This is a genomic window from Spirosoma oryzicola (assembly GCF_021233055.1).
Classification (GTDB): Bacteria; Bacteroidota; Bacteroidia; order Cytophagales; family Spirosomataceae; genus Spirosoma; species Spirosoma oryzicola.
Map to the genome: position 1 here is coordinate 201,340 of NZ_CP089538.1, position 15,912 is coordinate 217,251.

Genomic DNA, 15,912 nt, shown 5'->3' on the forward strand with positions numbered 1-15,912 from the left:
CTACGGCGCTTACCAGGCAATGGCGAAAACAGTCCAGCCATCGGACTCGGTTTGCAGCGAGAAGGTGAAGCCATGGTTCAGCAGAATCTCCCGCGTAAGCGTTAGACCAATGCCCTGTCCGGTAGGCCGCGTACTGAAAAAAGGGTTGAACAGTTTGGCGGCTATCTCGTCGGAAATTGGTGCGCCATTGTTGCGAACAAGCAGTTGACGCGCTTTGACCTGTACTTCTACTATTTGTCCTGCCTTGCAGGCTTCAATGGCGTTTTTGATAATATTGACCAGCACCTGCTCGAGCTGACCAACATCCATTGGCTGCGTAACCGGTGTAGTTGAACTTATCAGCGTAAGTGTTACGTGCTGCGCTTCCGCCTGCGGCTGCATAAGCCGAACAACATTACGAGCCAGTTCGGTTACGTCGCCGGGCAGAAGGTGGGGCGTTGGCAGCCTGACCACATCCGCAAAGCGACGCATAAACCGATTCAATCGCTCGTTACGGTCAATCGCAACCTGAACCGCGCTTCGTAGGTCGGGGTCCGGCAGTTCGGATTCGGCTATGTTCAGAATCGAATTGACGGCACCGATGGAGTTATTCACTTCATGCGCCATCATACGGATAACTTTACTGTAGGCATTTTTCTCGGTAGCCAGAATCTCGGGGGTGAGTTCTTCAATGATCAGGAATGAACGGCGGAAACCACGGTCGACAAAATTGGACCGAAGCACTTTGTAGGTTTCGATACCGTTAGGCTTCATGATGCGCGAATCGCCGTCAACCAAATCAGCAATGTGGGCGAGCAGGGAATAACCCAAATCGGCCAACTGCTTTCCGATCACGTCATTGGGGTGTACACTCAGCAGCTGGCAAGCCCTCGGATTGATGGACGCGATACGGTCGTCGAAATCAAAGACCAGGATGGCAATGGGGGCAGCCTCGATGAGTTTATCCAGGAAAAACTGTTGTTCAGCCTGCCGGGTGCGTTCCTGCCGAAGCTGATCGATCATGAGGTTATACACCGTAATCAACTCATCGACTTCTCGGTTGCCCGTTTGGACAAATTTGATGGAAAAATCTTTGTCGCGGATGGCTTCAATACCCGATGTGATGAACTCGGCAGGTTGCTGAAACGCCCGGTAAATACGTACCGCAACGTAGGCCGAGATAAGAATCAACACTTCCGACGCAATGAACAACGCTTTATTCTCCCGCAAGATCCAACCCATCAGGGCCAGCAGCACAAGGTGAACAGCCGTGATGTAAATCAGGTAACGAGTGCGTAGCGGTAAGTTCATTCCTCGGTTGTGTAGGGAATGCCAAATTTCTCTAATCGCCGGTAGAGTGCAAAACGAGTGATCCCCAGCGCTCGGGCCACTCGGGTCACCCGGTTATTGTGAAACACCATCGCCTGCTGAATCATCTGGTATTCCATCTCTTCGAGTGTCATCGTGCCTGTCTGCGGCAAAACGGTGGGGACTGTCTTTGTTTGAGCCTGGCTAAGATTCTGTTCAAAATCAGCCACCGTCAGTTTATCGCTATGCGCTAGCAGCACCGTGCGCTCGACCACGTTTTTCAACTGACGAATGTTGCCCGGTAACGCCAGCGTTGATAGCCAGTTCATGGCTTCCTTTCCTATGTGAAGACCAGGACGCCCATACAGTGTTTTCAGGTTGTTGACAAAGTACGTCGCCAGCCGGGGGATGTCGTTGGGCCGTTCGCGCAGTGCCGGTAAGCGGACCGTAATGAGATTGATCCGGTACAGTAAATCTTCGCGAAATAAGCCCTTAGCGACCATCTCGTCCAGATTCCGGTTTGTGGCGCAGATAACGCGTACATCGACCGTCCGGCTCTTGCTGCTGCCCAGCGGCTCAAAAGTCCGGTCCTGTAACACCCGAAGCAGTTTTACCTGACTGGCCGGATCAAGATCACCAATTTCGTCCAGGAAGATACTGCCTTTATTTGCCAACTCAAACCGTCCGATCCGGTCGGTGCGGGCGTCGGTGAAAGCCCCCCGGACATGTCCGAACAATTCACTTTCAAACAACGTAGAGGAGATGCCCCCCAGATTCACTTTGACAAAGGGCTGCCGCTTGCGTCGGCTGTTCTGGTGAATGGCTTCCGCGATCAGTTCCTTGCCCGTGCCGCTCTCACCCGTAATCAGTACCGGGGCATCGGTAGGAGCCACCCGCCCAATTGTTTTTAGCACATTGAGCAGAGTGGCGTCTTCACCGACGATGTTATCAAACGAAAACTGTTCGTCAAGACGTTGGCGGTCGGGTGATACCAGGTCCGGTTTCGCCAGATTCAATGCGGTACGAACCGACTGAACAAGGTACTCATTTTGCCAGGGCTTGGTAATAAAATCTTGGGCACCGGCTTTCATTCCTTCCACGGCCAGATCGATGCTGCCCCAACCCGTAATCAGAATGACCGGCACATCGGGCAGCCGTTCCCGAATCCGACGCAACAGCCGTAGCCCATCATCACCGGACGTATCTACCGAAAAATTCATGTCCAGCAGAATCAGCTCCGGTGTTTCTTCGCCTAAAATTTCGAAGGTCTCGAAGGGGCCGTCGGCAATACGCACGGCAAATCCTTCTTTCCTGAACAGCAGGGAAAGCGACGTTTGAACCGCTATATCGTCGTCAATAATCAGAAGCATGAGCTCAAGGCAAAAATAGCCTTATAAAGTTTGAAAACTCTACAAGGCTCGTGCAACTATTCCTCGTGAAGGGCCGTCGCTGGTTGAATGAGGGCGGCCTGTCGGCTGGGAAATAGAGCGCATAGGGTAACAATTCCGTAGATGATGAGTACTGCAATGCCAATAGCTGTCATGTACGTCCCCGATGCTAAATCGAAAACGTTCAGCAACGGAAACTGAACGGCAAAAAGTAGCCCGATCAGCATGGCGAATGTCGCCAGTACCCAGATTTCACCGATAAACTGGGTCGAGATACCGCTGCCTGTCGCCCCGATCGCCCGACGCAATCCGATTTCGCCCCGACGTTTGGCAATACTTAGATTTAGTACGCCGAACAAGCCAAGCGCTACATTGATCAGCAGAAAACCCGACACAATGGCGGCTATGATAACCGGGACCAATACCAGATTATGTTGGTTTTTTCGGGAGTCGGTCAGGTAGTTGACTTCCACGCTCCATCCTTTTACCATCGTTGCAATATTCTTTACCACGTTGGCTTCGAAGACCGCATCCGTTCCGGGCTTTACTTTGATGAGTACGATGTTGGACCAGGAATTCTTGGCTTCCATTAGCTCAAAAACGGCAGGTTTATTCGTCATGAATTCCCCCTTTGCCTTGAAATTGTCCATAACGCCAACTACTCTGAACTTGTCGCTAACTATTTTTCCTAGGGCGTTTTCGTTACCGAAGAGTTCTTCTTTGGCTTTCTCGTTGATAACCATTGGTCGATATTTACCGACGCTGTCAGCATTACGATACCATTTGCCGTCCGTTACGGAGATGCCAAGCGTTTGGGCGAAATTCTCGTCCGTTACGTAACGGTCAGACACTACGTTCCGCTTGTTGTATTCAACGCCGTCGTTCATCTGGTTTGCCGAAAACGGAAAGTTGCTGCTCATGCGCGAAACCGATTCTACTTCTGGATACGTTTTCAGTTGCTGTACAATCCGCCCCAGTTTATTGGCCACTTCCGTTGTATCCTGGTTGTTGTTCAGGTCGATGGCCCACACGTTTTCGTAGGCAAACCCCAGCGGCTCCCGGTAATTCCCGACATTCACCACAATGAGGGTGGCCAGGCCAAACAAGACCATAAACGAAGCCCAGATCTCGACGATCAGCAGCGTATGGGCCTTTTTCTTATTCCAGATAAGTCTAAAGAGATGAGAGATCATAGTAGAAAGGGAAAAGGCGTAGGAATGAACGGGCGGAAACCGAAAGGCGATTTACGGTCACGGATTCATTCCATCGCTGTTTACGATTTTAAGGCGTCTGCGATCGATAAGCGGGACATGCGAAGGGCGGGCAATACACCCGATAGAAATCCGAAAATTAAACACACGAAGATGCTGATCAGGAACACGCTTAGGTTGATGGTTAGATCGGCGTAGGCAATCCAGCCACTGCTGTTGATAAAATAAATGATACCGGAGGTCAGCAATAGGGCAATAGCGCCCCCGATCAGCGTGATGAAAATATTTTCGACTATAAACTGCCAGACCAGCGTCTGAATGGGTGCACCGAAAGCTTTCCGGATGCCAATTTCCGACGCTCGTTCCATGATCCGACTGACGTTGACGTTAACCAGATTGAGAGCTGGTAATCCCAGCAGCATAAACAGAATGAAGGCAAGAGCCCCAAACAGAATGGCTTTGAGCCCAGGGCCACCGTCCAGAATTTGACCGATGAAATTGGCCGCGTACGGCTCTGATTTTACTTCCAGATAGGTATACTTATTGTCGTTTTCGACAATTGGTAACGGTATCTGATTGATGCGGTCCTGAAATTCATCGTTTATGGCCTTTAGATCTGATTTATTCTTGGCCAGCAAAATACTCATGAAACCGCCCCGCATATCGCTTCGCTGGTAGTTGCTCTTGGGAGCTGTGTACGGAAAATAAACGTCGGCGTACGTGATTGGGCGTGTAACGGGACTGCCTTTTACAACACCGATGACTTTGTAATGAATGTTTTCGATTTCAACGTCTTTGCCAACCGCCGATTCCGTCGCATCGGGAAAGTACTGTTTCCTGAAGTCGTCCGTAATAACCGCCACGTAATCCCCATTGGTAATGTTCTGCTCACTGTACGGTTTGCCTTCCAGAAAATCGAAGTCCATGACCCGCCAGAAATCGGCGTCGGTAAATTTGGTGTTCAGCTTGATGCGCTGCGAACCCACGTACGCATTAGAGCTATTGAAGGCGGAAAAGATACTGACCCGCTCGGGCGTTTTTAGCGTTTTAGCGTACTTGTTCAGAAACTGAAAACTCATCGGTCCCGAACTTCTTCCGCTTCGAGCCGAGTCGCGCTGAACCATCAACATGATGTAGAGCGAGCGGTCCCGGTTTGTCTCAGGATAATGACTGCTAAACAGATGATCCAGAAAGGAGGTTAGTACCATCAATACCGTGAGGGTCAGGCTGATACCAAAGAGCGTAATGAAAGTGTAGAACGGATGCCGAAGCAATACCTTCCAGGCGATTTTTATGTAGTTTATCAGCATGGCATTAAACCGTTTGAAGTACCGAATCGCCAACCATTGACCCATCGAAAAGCCGCACTAAACGATGCGTTTTCTTTGCCATCGATTCGTCGTGCGTAACCATCACAATCGTGCTGCCCTCAGCGTTGAGCTGTTGAAGAATCGCCATGATTTCGTTGCCCATCGCGCTGTCCAGATTGCCCGTCGGTTCATCGGCGAGAATAATATCGGGTCGGCCTACGATGGCTCGTGCAATCGCCACCCGCTGTTTCTGACCACCTGACAGTTGATTCGGGAAATGTTTCATGCGGTTGCTCAGACCAACGCGTTCGAGCGCCTGCTTCGCCATCTCCCGGCGCGATGCACCCGTTGTGTCACCTTTGCGGTAAAGTAGCGGAATCTCGACGTTATCGAGCACCGACAGGTCGTTGATCAGGTGGAAGCTTTGAAAAATAAAACCGATTTTCTGGTTCCGAAGCCGGGCCAGTTCTTTGTCCCGGTAATGGGTTACGGCCTGGCCGCCAATCTCCACACTGCCTTTGCTGGGTTCGTCGAGCAGGCCCATAAGGTTCATTAGCGTCGATTTGCCACAGCCGCTGGGTCCCATAATAGATAGGAATTCTCCGGTTCGGATGTCAAGGTTAATGTTTGTCAGCGCCAGCGTCTCGATGCTGCTGGTGCGGTACACTTTTTCGATGTTTTTGAGGGTAATCATGTCGATCGAGGGTGGTTAATACGTGATTTTATGATTCGTTTCAAAGTCGTACAACGTCAGCAGACGAAGTGAATAGAATGCCTGCCAGTAGTCGCGAAGCGCCAGAATGGCATCCCGGCGGGCACGGTCTTTATCCTGGATGGCAATACCCAGATCCGTAACGCTCAGGTTACTTAACTTAAACCGGTCCTGGGCAATCTGATAGCGATTCTGGGCGATCTGGTCGGCCTCGGCAGTGAGTTTGACCTGCTGGCGAAGCATGTCCAGCAGCGTTACCTGCGTGTAGATCTGCTGCTCGAATACGCGCTTGTTCTGCTCGACGGTCTGTACGATTAGCTGTTGGTTCGCCAGTGCGGTTTCTGTCCGGGCTTTGGCTCGTCCCCACGTCATGATGGGTAGTACAAAGCGAACTTCCAAAAACTCGCGGTCCTGCGGACGCACGTACACGTCGCTCGGTTGAGTACCCCGGTTCGACAAGCCGAATTCTGCGTTTAGCGTAGCATTCAGTCCATTTTCTTTTCTTGCCTTTTCCGTATCGCGTTCGGCTTCGAGCAATTGCCGACGGAAGCCAATCGACGCCGAGCGATTCGCAAACGCTTCGGTTAGTGCCTTGCTGATATCGACCGGAAATTCCGTTAGCTGAGTCGGTACAACCAGTTCGAAGGGCTGCGGTCGGCCTGAATTGGCGTCGTTTGTATTCAAATACGATCGTAGCTTTAGCGAGGCTACTTCTGCCGTCTGACGAGCCGATGCCAGATCTTTTTTGGCGTTCAATACGCTTAGTTGCAATTGAAGCAGATCGTTCTGCGAAATCTTGCCCAGGTCCAGCTTGTGAACGGCTATCTTGTAAAGCGTGTCATTGTTAGCGCGGTTGGTTTCGGCAATCTGAAGGTTTACCTGCGCAACCAGTAAGTCAAAATAGAGACTCGTCGCATCAACGGCAACCTGTTCCAGGGCTTCGATGTATTGCTGGTTACTTTCGGCGTAGCGCAATGGTTCGGTTCGGCGATCCCACTTCATCTGATTGAAGCGAAACAGCGGTTGCGTTAAGCCGATGGCAAAAGGAATACCGTTGTAAAGCGTCGTGTTGTTCAGAAAATTGTCGAACCGCTGAAGTTGCTGCTGGACGAAGATAGAGCCACCCGTCAAAGGAATGTTCTGGCTCAGGGACAGGTTCAGAATCGAGTTATTGTTCGAAACGGGTTGAAACGCAATCGTACCGTCGGGCTGAGTGACCTGCACAAACGAACGGGTAAAGCTGGGCAACGATCCATCAAGGCTCAACTGCGGTTTAAAATCGGACAGAAACGTTCGGTATTTCCAGTAGTTCGTTTTTCGCAGGGTAGCCGCCTGTTTACCGGCGATCGACTGGTCACGAGCCAGCTGAATAACGTCGTTCAGCGTAAACTTTTGTGCTTGCGTCGTGGATAGTTGCAGGATTAGAAGCATGGAGCAACCTACCACCCATTTCGTCAGTGAACCGATCCGTTGGCCTGCCTGACTAGTCGTCGTCTTCATCGTCAGGGCTTTTTAGGATCAATCGTGAGCTGTTCCAAATGCGCGAATTCGCTTAAATCGGTTAAAATAACCTGATCGCCGGGTTGCAAACCACTTTTGATCTCAACCCAATCGAAGTTGGACAAACCGACCTCTATTTCGCGACGCGTCGCCACGGTAGGGCTGGTCATCACGTAGATAAACTGCTTGCGTTTGCCTTTAAAGGCGGGGCCGTTGGCGACGCGAACGGATTTCGCCACGCGATTGGTGACGATAAAGACTTCTACTTTCTGATTAGGCCGGAGCGACGTGTGACGATTATCATCCAGATCAACTGCAAACTGGATAACGCCGTTCTGAACGGCTGGTTTGACCTGGACGATCTGACCGCGTATGGACGTTTCATTTATTTTTACAATGACCGGTAAGCCTGATTTTAGCTGTTCGGCATATACATCGGAGCAGGAACCTTCAACCCGGAAGCTGCCCAAATCGGCTAGCCGGGCCAGCATTTCGCCTTCGCTCACGGCTGAACCGATGTGCTCGTTTACCCACGTCAGCACGCCCGCCCGGTCGGTTAAAATATCCGCCTGTTTGAGCTTGTGCGCCAATACTTTCAGGTTGGTGGCTTCGATCTGCGCCTGTAATTCCGACTCTTTCAGGCTGGCGCTCATCGACTGACGATTGTAGGTCAAGTCATTCTCAAGCTGCCTCTTTTCCAGTTGAGCAATTTGCAACAGATTCTCCGCGCGGGTAACGTCTTCCGGCGTCTGGCCACCTACTTTCAGTAATCGTTTTGCATCGTTTAGTTCGGCTTTAAGTTTGTTGATAGACAGCGATTTGATCTGGTCGTTGACATCCGCATCGAATAAGTTCTTGTTTAACTTTAGCCGAAGTTGCTCGATGCTGTTTTGTTTTAATGCGAGTTGGTCAGCAATTTTTTCGTATTCAATCTGGGTCAGTGATTTGTCCAGTTCCAGGATGGGCTGACCTGGCCGGACGCGCGTTCCGGGCGTTAGCAGGACCCGACGGATACTGGCGCGGATGGGGCTGGTGATGATTTGCTCATAAGCAGGGATGACTTCTCCCGTAGCGGTGATGGTATTCTCCACAAAACCGGTCTGGGCAACTGCCGTCCTGATTTTGCTTGCTTCGACTGATGTGTTTAGCAGCGTCTTAAACCAGAGAATCCCAGCAATCAACCCAATACATAAGGCTGTGCCAATCAACCAGCTTTTTCGGCGGGTTTGGGCAACAAGTTCGGGTGCTAATTCACGGTCCATGATTGGTAAGTGTCGTTATGCACTATACTTTCCAAATGGCATGCCACGAATAAAATGTTGAAATTGAGGTGTTTATGGTTTTGTTGGGAACGAAATATGTGCGAAATCGCACAATCGGTGCGGTTGTGCACTAAGTAGCGAAGCCCAAGACGGAGCACGGAGTGATACAGGATACCTGTAATGGCTGGCAACGTTTCGTTCTTGTTAGGTGTTTCACTCTGGACGGGCGTTAAAATAGAACGGTAACCGGGTAAAATAGTACTGTTTGAAGGTTCGTGGAGTTCGTAAATTTGTAATTTAGCGTATACTCAACTTAACTGGTTGCATGCCAATTTGGTCCGACATACGGTTTCGACGTGTTTTACTTGGTACAACGGCCAGTCTGTTCACCATGTCCGTTTGGCTTACGGCTTGTCAAAAAGTGGTTGAGAAGCCTGCCGACGTTATTGCCGCCGAAGCCTTTTTGCCGGAAAAAGTCGATTATAACCTGCACGTCAAGCCAATTCTGTCCGATCGATGCTTTGCCTGTCACGGTCCCGACAAAGCCAAACAGCAGGCGGGGCTGCGACTCGACACGCCCGAAGGAGCTTATGAAGCGTTAGCCAAAAGCGGTCATACGGCTATCGTGCCGGGTAATCTGGCCAAAAGTGAATTTGCGCGTCGCATCATCACCACTGATCCGGACGAAGTGATGCCTACGCCCCAGTCGAATCTGACGCTCAGCGCGGAAGAAAAGGCAATATTGCTACGTTGGGTCGAACAGGGGGCTGAGTATAAGCAGCACTGGTCGCTGATTGCGCCGACCACGCCCGAAGTTCCCAAGGTCGGTGACGATAAATGGGTCAAGAACGACATTGATCGATTTGTTCTGGCTAAACTGAAAGCTAAGCAACTAAACCACGCACCCGAGGCCGATAAAACAACGCTTCTTCGTCGCGTAAGTCTGGACCTGACGGGCTTACCACCAACACCGGCCGAGATTGACGCGTTTCTGGCGGATAAGTCCCCGAATGCGTACGAGAAAGTAGTAAATCGGTTGCTCAACAGCCCGCACTACGGCGAACGGCAGGCGGCTGAGTGGCTCGACGTGGCCCGGTATGCCGATACGCACGGCTACCAGGACGACGGTTTGCGAACAGCGTGGCCTTACCGCGATTGGGTGATTCGGGCTTACAACCGCAATTTGTCGTTTGATCGGTTCGTCACCTGGCAGCTAGCCGGTGATTTACTGCCTAAGTCAAACCGGGATCAGCTCATTGCAACGGCTTTTAATCGCAATCACCAGCAAAGCCAGGAGGGTGGTATCGTTGATGAGGAATATCGCGTCGAATACGTAGCCGACCGGACCAATACGTTTGGGAAAGCCATGCTGGGCCTGACCGTCGAATGCGCCCGCTGTCACGATCATAAATACGATCCGATCAGTCAGAAGGATTACTTTTCCTTGTTTGCGTTTTTTAACAGCAACAATGAGCGCGGGCAGATTCCTTATAATGGCGAGGCCGCTCCGACCATTACGCTTACCAAGCCCGAGACCGAAGCAAAATTAAAGTTCATTCGCGAAAAGCTCAAGCCCATTGAGCAAAAGCTAAATCCCAATCGCCCGGATTACCAGCAACGGTTTACGCAATGGCTTGCCAACGATTCGCAGCAAAACCTATCGTCAACGGATTCGGGATTGTTGGCCCATTACACCTTCGACGAGGCCGACCGGGCCGATGTAAGCGCGTTTGTGAAAGCGCAGAACGAAGCGAAAAAGCTGGAGGATGCGAAGCGGAAAAAAGAAGAGGACGCCAAGTCGAAAACAAAGAAACCGGAGATTAAGAAGCCTGAACCGAAACCCGTTGCCAAGCGGAAAACGAAAGAAGAGCTTTGGAAAGATCCGCGCAATGCGTTTGCCAACTCGGTGAACGACACGATTCCGGCACGGCTGGGTGGCGATCCCGACAAGGTGCCTTACGCCGTTCCCGGACGGTTCGGTAAGGCGCGATTCCTGCCCGGAGATAGTTACATCGAACTACCCCGTGATTTTGGTGCTTTCGAACAGAATCAGCCGTTTTCGGTGAGTAGCTGGTTTAATCTGGCTAAACCAAACATGGCCCTTACGCTTTTGGGGCGCACAACCGGACCGATGGACGGGCAGCGCGGCTACCAACTTGATCTTCTGGCCGACGGTCGATTGAAACTCACGTTCAACCACGTCTGGCCTGCGAATGCCATTGACATCGAATCAGTCGATAAAGTACCCGCTCACCAGTGGTTTCAGGTCGCGTTTACCTACAATGGCATGGGACGCGCCAACGGGCTGACGCTGTACCTGAACGGTAAGCCTATGCGGACTAAAGTGGTTACCGACAACTTGGTTCACAGCATGGTGTACGGCAAGGATAAAACGCATTGGGCGCAACACGCGTTTTACGTGGGTCGGATGCACGACAATTTCTACAAAGACTTTGCTGTTGACGAATTGCGCATCTACGACCGTTGCCTGACGGCATTGGAAATGCCTAAACTGGCCGGACAGTTGGATGCGCTCAACGCGGCTCTGCAAACGCCCGCGTCTAAACGTACGCCCGCGCAACGAGCGGGTTTGTATACGTACTACGTGACAACGCAGGACCCGATCTATCGCGATGAGTACGCTAAAGCCATGACCTTACGGGGTGAGCAACTCATGCTTTACACCAATTCTGATCAGGTCATGGTGATGCAGGAGCGACCAACTCCCCGCGAAACGCGTTTGCTGAAGCGTGGCGCTTACGATGCACCAGGTGAAGTTGTTAAACCTGCTGTGCTGCACAGTTTGAGCCCAATCCCAGACGATCTTCCTAAAAACCGGCTTGGTTTGGCAAAATGGTTGCTGTTGTCCGACAATCCGTTGTTTAGTCGGGTGATGGTTAATCGGGTGTGGCAACAATATTTCGGGCAGGGATTAGCCAAAAACAGCGATGATTTTGGTAATCAGGGCGCGTTACCAAGTCACCCCGAATTGCTGGATTACCTGGCCGTTCGGTTTCGGGAAGGAACCGGGGCGCCCGGCTCTCCATGGAACATAAAAGCCTTACACAAGATGATCGTCATGTCGGCAACCTATCGGCAATCGTCGCGGGTTTCGGAAAAGGAGCGGGAAGCCGATCCCGAAAATACGTTCCTGAGCCGTGGACCAAGTTATCGGATGTCGGCGGAGCAGGTACGTGACAATGCATTGGCAGCTAGTGGGTTATTGAACCAACGGATTGGTGGGCCGAGTGTCCGACCGTATCAGCCGGCAGGTATCTGGGAAGCACTGGCAACGCGCAACGCGGTAAAATACGAGCAAAACCACGGCGATAGTCTATACCGACGCTCGATGTACACGATCTGGAAACGGAGTTCGCCCCCGCCGATGATGCTTAATTTCGACGCTGCCGAGCGGCATACCTGTATTGTCAAACGGCAGAAAACGAGTACCCCATTACAGGCACTCGTCACCCTTAACGACCCGCAGTTTGTTGAAGCGGCCAGAGTACTGGCGCAGCGGGTAAAGGGGGCAGGCACACGCGATGATGGCGAATTAATTAACCGAATCTTCAAAGCCGTTATTAGCCGTCCGGCCCGACCGATGGAAGTAACCCTGATGAAGCAGCTTTACGCGGAAGAGCTGGCCGATTTTCGAAAAAGCCCTAAGCGAGCGACGGAACTGTTAACCGTAGGCGAGTACCCGGTTGACAAAACACTAGATTCGGCGGAGCTTGCTGCCTGGACCGTGGTGACAAGCACAATCATGAATTTCGACGAAGCGATCATCAAGCGCTAATGGAAGTGGCGTTGGCGGGGCCGCCCGAGCGGTTCTCAAACCTGATGCCACCAAAAAACTGATGAATAATAGGCGCTGGCCTTTGTAATCAACAACAGCTATGGACATTCAGGACGAAATACACGATCAGTTGAGCCGCCGGACGTTTTTAGGACAAACGAGCGCGGGGCTGGGGACGATTGCGCTGGCGTCGCTCCTGAATCCAGCGAATCTGTTTGGTAAAGGATCATCTGCGTCAGACGAAAATCCGGCGGTCGGGAAACCGCATTTTCCACCCAAAGTAAAGCGGGTTATTTATTTGTTTCAAAGTGGCGCACCTTCGCAACTGGAACTGTTCGACTACAAGCCGAAGCTTGAAGCGATGTGGGGGCAGGATCTACCCGAATCCGTCCGCAATGGTCAGCGTCTTACCGGAATGAGCGCGGGACAAAGCCGGTTTCCTCTGGCTGCTTCAAAATACGCGTTCGCGCAGTACGGCCCCAGTCGCATGTGGATGAGTGAACTTTTGCCCCACACCAGCCGGATTGTGGGCGATCTGACGTTTGTTCGTTCGCTCCATACCGAGGCCATCAATCACGATCCCGCCGTTACATTTTTCCAGACGGGTAGCCAACAGGCGGGGCGTCCTAGTTTTGGCTCCTGGATTAGCTACGGATTAGGTTCCGACAACCAGAATCTTCCGGCTTTCGTCGTGTTGCTGTCCAAAGGCCGCGATGGTGACCAGCCGTTGTACGCGAAGTTGTGGAGTAACGGATTTTTACCTTCGGTGCACCAGGGCGTTGTGTTTCGGTCGGGTCCCGATCCGGTTTATTACCTCAATAATCCGCCGGGTGTTGACAAAACGAGCCGTCGGCGGATGCTTGATTACCTGACAAAACTGCATCAGGAGCAATATAAACAGGTACTCGACCCGGAGATTAACAGCCGAATGGCGCAGTATGAAATGGCGTACCGGATGCAAACGTCAGTCCCCGAAACGCTCGACATTGCTAAGGAGCCCGATTACATTTTCGACATGTACGGCCCCGAAAGCCGGAAACCCGGTACGTTTGCCGCCAACTGCCTGCTGGCTCGTAAGCTCATCGAGAAAGACGTGAAATTCGTGCAGTTGTACCACCAGGGTTGGGATCAGCACGGTAACCTGCCGAACGACATCAAGATTCAGACGAAAAGCGTCGATCAGCCGTCTGCCGCCTTAATCCGGGATTTGAAGCAGCGCGGTTTGCTGGATGATACGCTCGTGATCTGGGGTGGTGAGTTTGGGCGTGGCGCTTATTCGCAGGGAAAGCTAACACGTGACAACTACGGGCGCGATCACCACCCGCGCGCGTTTACGGTCTGGATGGCTGGGGCCGGGGTGAAAAAAGGACTGGTCTACGGCGAAACCGACGATTTTGGCTACAACGTTATTAAAGATCCAGTCCACGTCCATGACTTTCAGGCTACTATTCTGCACTTGCTCGGCGTTGACCACGAGAAACTTACCTTCAAAAGCCAGGGCCGTCGCTACCGCCTGACGGATGTACACGGTAAGGTCATTAAGCCGTTGCTGGCTTAGTTTTCGCTGTATTTTTGGAGGTTCGTTCTGCCGAACAGTATTCGATACGCTGTATCTTGGAGATACGGCGTATCGAATACTGTTCGGCAGAACTCTCTTATACCATTAACTTTGGCGATCCAGAGTGAATACCGATAAAGGAATAAGTATGATTCAGTTCAGGCGATTAGATCACATCTTACTGTCGATCCCGGAAGGTGAGACGGCAACAGCTCGTACCTTTTACACCAATGTAATGGGGCTGACCGAAATTCCGGGCAACCATCCGGGCGGGGCTATCTGGTTTGCTATCGCCGATATTCAGCTCCACCTTCGCGAAGAAGGCGGTGAACAACCCTACTCAAAGCGTCATCCGGCGTTTGAAGTCAGCCAACTGGAACTAGCCAAAAAAGCGCTTGAACAGCACGCTATTCCCATCGAATATTCATCAGAAATTGACGGGCGGCAGCGATTCTTCATTCGTGATCCGTTCGGTAACCGGATCGAGTTTCTGGAGTTTTTACCGTAAAAAGGGGCTGTTCCTTAACCTGATTCCTTCTATATTTCACCCGGCAAAAGAAAAATAGGAGAAAATCAGTTAATCAGAAGGAGCATCTTTCTAACTAATGCAGGAACAAATAGAGACATGGATACGGGCGCTGGTCCGCTGGTTTGGGTATGTGCCTAATCGTGATTTGTCAGGTTGGGTATTACTCACAATCGCGGTCGTGCTAGGCCTGGCAGTTGATGTTGTCGTTACTCAAGTAAGCCGGTTTATTGCCCGTCGCCGAACGTTTCAAACGCTCAATCTTCTCAAAATTCATGTTCGCTGGGCGTTTTGGTTGTTCACACCATCCTTGTTTTTTCTCCTGGCTACCAATATTCAATCCGCGCGGTTTCTGCGTCGTCACCCTGTAGCCGACAAAGTGGCGGAGGTGTTGTTTCTCGTTACAGCCACTTGGTTGATTGTCAAATTGTTGAAGTTTGGCGAACTGTTCCTGATCCGGGAATACGACACAACCAAGGACGTGAATCTGTCGCAGCGGAAATTTGTGACGCAGGTGCGCTTTGTTCGCCGTTTAATCGCGATTTGTGTTCTGATTGTGGGCGTCTCGCTCTTACTGATCTCGTTTCAGGGAAGCCGAAAAGTTGGATTGAGCGTGCTGACGTCTGCGGGGGTCGTATCGGTGGTTGTCGGTTTTGCTGCTCAAAAAACGCTGGCTAGTTTGCTGGCAGGGATACAGATTGCTTTCAACCAGCAAATTCGTCTCGACGATGCGGTTGTTGTGGAAAAGGAGTGGGGGCGTATCGAAGAAATTAACCTTACCAGCGTTATTGTCCGGCTCTGGGACCGGCGTCGGCTGATTTTGCCTATTACGTACTTTGTCGAAAATCCGTTTGAAAACTGGACCCGCTCCGACGCGTCGATTGTTGGTGCCGTTTTTTTATATCTGGATTATAACGTACCGATCGAAACGATTCGGACTAAAGCGCGGGAAATTGTCGAGAATGACCCCTTATGGACGGGCGAAACCTTTGCCGTTCAACTGACTGATACGACACTGACCTGCATTCAGATTCGGATATTAGCATCGGCCCACGATGCGCCGTCGGCGTTTGATTTACGCTGTCATATTCGGGAACAACTCATTACCTTCATCCGGGACGAATACCCGCAGGCGCTACCGCAAACACGCTTGATGCTGGCTGAAGAGCTGCGCCCCAAAGAAGTCTAACCTGATAGATTTAGGCTTAGTGGGGTCAACTACTCATAGCTGACCCCACTGATAAGCCGTGTTTTCTTGTGGTGTCGGTTTCTCAAAACAGTATTGTCCGAAATGTTCGATTTACATCAATCGGCTCCCTTCGTAGTGGTGTCGGTTACTCAAAACCGACCTTTGGCGTCAGC

The 15,912-nt window shown here is 51.4% G+C and carries 11 protein-coding genes; 4 read left to right on the plus strand and 7 right to left on the minus strand.

Annotated elements, in window-relative coordinates; translation table 11 throughout:
* Positions 1-9 precede the first annotated feature (9 nt).
* The 7 genes from LQ777_RS00790 to LQ777_RS00820 form a co-directional block, all read right to left on the minus strand.
* Positions 10-1,290 carry a sensor histidine kinase gene (locus tag LQ777_RS00790; protein WP_232560619.1) on the minus strand — a complete coding sequence of 427 codons (1,281 nt, stop codon included), beginning with the start codon at positions 1,288-1,290 and terminating at the stop codon, positions 10-12.
* Complete coding sequence (locus LQ777_RS00795) at positions 1,287-2,657, minus strand: sigma-54-dependent transcriptional regulator (RefSeq protein ID WP_232560620.1); 1,371 nt, start codon at positions 2,655-2,657, stop codon at positions 1,287-1,289. The genes LQ777_RS00790 and LQ777_RS00795 overlap by 4 nt, the downstream gene beginning before the upstream one ends.
* A gap of 56 nt (positions 2,658-2,713) precedes the next feature.
* Positions 2,714-3,868 (minus strand): ABC transporter permease, encoded by a 1,155-nt coding sequence (locus tag LQ777_RS00800; RefSeq protein WP_232560621.1) that lies wholly within the window; start codon positions 3,866-3,868, stop codon positions 2,714-2,716.
* Between the two features lie 80 nt (positions 3,869-3,948).
* Positions 3,949-5,196 carry an ABC transporter permease gene (locus LQ777_RS00805; RefSeq protein ID WP_232560622.1) on the minus strand — a complete coding sequence of 416 codons (1,248 nt, stop codon included), beginning with the start codon at positions 5,194-5,196 and terminating at the stop codon, positions 3,949-3,951.
* A gap of 4 nt (positions 5,197-5,200) precedes the next feature.
* Complete coding sequence (locus LQ777_RS00810) at positions 5,201-5,890, minus strand: ABC transporter ATP-binding protein (protein WP_232560623.1); 690 nt, start codon at positions 5,888-5,890, stop codon at positions 5,201-5,203.
* A gap of 15 nt (positions 5,891-5,905) precedes the next feature.
* Positions 5,906-7,339, minus strand: a complete 1,434-nt coding sequence (locus LQ777_RS00815; protein WP_232562777.1) for a TolC family protein — start codon at positions 7,337-7,339, stop codon at positions 5,906-5,908.
* A gap of 71 nt (positions 7,340-7,410) precedes the next feature.
* Positions 7,411-8,670 carry an efflux RND transporter periplasmic adaptor subunit gene (locus LQ777_RS00820; RefSeq protein ID WP_232560624.1) on the minus strand — a complete coding sequence of 420 codons (1,260 nt, stop codon included), beginning with the start codon at positions 8,668-8,670 and terminating at the stop codon, positions 7,411-7,413.
* 325 nt (positions 8,671-8,995) lie between these two features.
* Between LQ777_RS00820 and LQ777_RS00825 the strand changes: the two genes are divergently transcribed.
* The 4 genes from LQ777_RS00825 to LQ777_RS00840 all read left to right on the plus strand — a co-directional run bounded on the left by LQ777_RS00825 (position 8,996) and on the right by LQ777_RS00840 (position 15,739).
* Entirely contained in the window at positions 8,996-12,466 is a 3,471-nt protein-coding gene (locus LQ777_RS00825) for a DUF1553 domain-containing protein (RefSeq protein ID WP_232560625.1), read from the plus strand.
* 100 nt (positions 12,467-12,566) lie between these two features.
* Complete coding sequence (locus LQ777_RS00830) at positions 12,567-14,024, plus strand: DUF1501 domain-containing protein (protein WP_232560626.1); 1,458 nt, start codon at positions 12,567-12,569, stop codon at positions 14,022-14,024.
* Positions 14,025-14,148: 124 nt separating this feature from the next.
* Complete coding sequence (locus LQ777_RS00835; RefSeq protein ID WP_341871362.1) at positions 14,149-14,532, plus strand: VOC family protein; 384 nt, start codon at positions 14,149-14,151, stop codon at positions 14,530-14,532.
* Between the two features lie 97 nt (positions 14,533-14,629).
* On the plus strand, positions 14,630-15,739 hold the full coding sequence (locus LQ777_RS00840) for a mechanosensitive ion channel family protein (protein WP_232560627.1): 1,110 nt from the start codon (positions 14,630-14,632) through the stop codon (positions 15,737-15,739).
* Positions 15,740-15,912 lie beyond the last annotated feature (173 nt).

Bases quoted from the DNA above. Each gene is read 5' to 3' on its own strand.
- LQ777_RS00790 (WP_232560619.1), bottom strand. From the start codon at position 1,290: ATGAACTTACCGCTACGCACTCGTTACCTGATTTACATCACGGCTGTT.
- LQ777_RS00795 (WP_232560620.1), bottom strand. From the start codon at position 2,657: ATGCTTCTGATTATTGACGACGATATAGCGGTTCAAACGTCGCTTTCC.
- LQ777_RS00800 (WP_232560621.1), bottom strand. From the start codon at position 3,868: ATGATCTCTCATCTCTTTAGACTTATCTGGAATAAGAAAAAGGCCCAT.
- LQ777_RS00805 (WP_232560622.1), bottom strand. From the start codon at position 5,196: ATGCTGATAAACTACATAAAAATCGCCTGGAAGGTATTGCTTCGGCAT.
- LQ777_RS00810 (WP_232560623.1), bottom strand. From the start codon at position 5,890: ATGATTACCCTCAAAAACATCGAAAAAGTGTACCGCACCAGCAGCATC.
- LQ777_RS00815 (WP_232562777.1), bottom strand. From the start codon at position 7,339: ATGCTTCTAATCCTGCAACTATCCACGACGCAAGCACAAAAGTTTACG.
- LQ777_RS00820 (WP_232560624.1), bottom strand. From the start codon at position 8,670: ATGGACCGTGAATTAGCACCCGAACTTGTTGCCCAAACCCGCCGAAAA.
- LQ777_RS00825 (WP_232560625.1), top strand. From the start codon at position 8,996: ATGCCAATTTGGTCCGACATACGGTTTCGACGTGTTTTACTTGGTACA.
- LQ777_RS00830 (WP_232560626.1), top strand. From the start codon at position 12,567: ATGGACATTCAGGACGAAATACACGATCAGTTGAGCCGCCGGACGTTT.
- LQ777_RS00840 (WP_232560627.1), top strand. From the start codon at position 14,630: ATGCAGGAACAAATAGAGACATGGATACGGGCGCTGGTCCGCTGGTTT.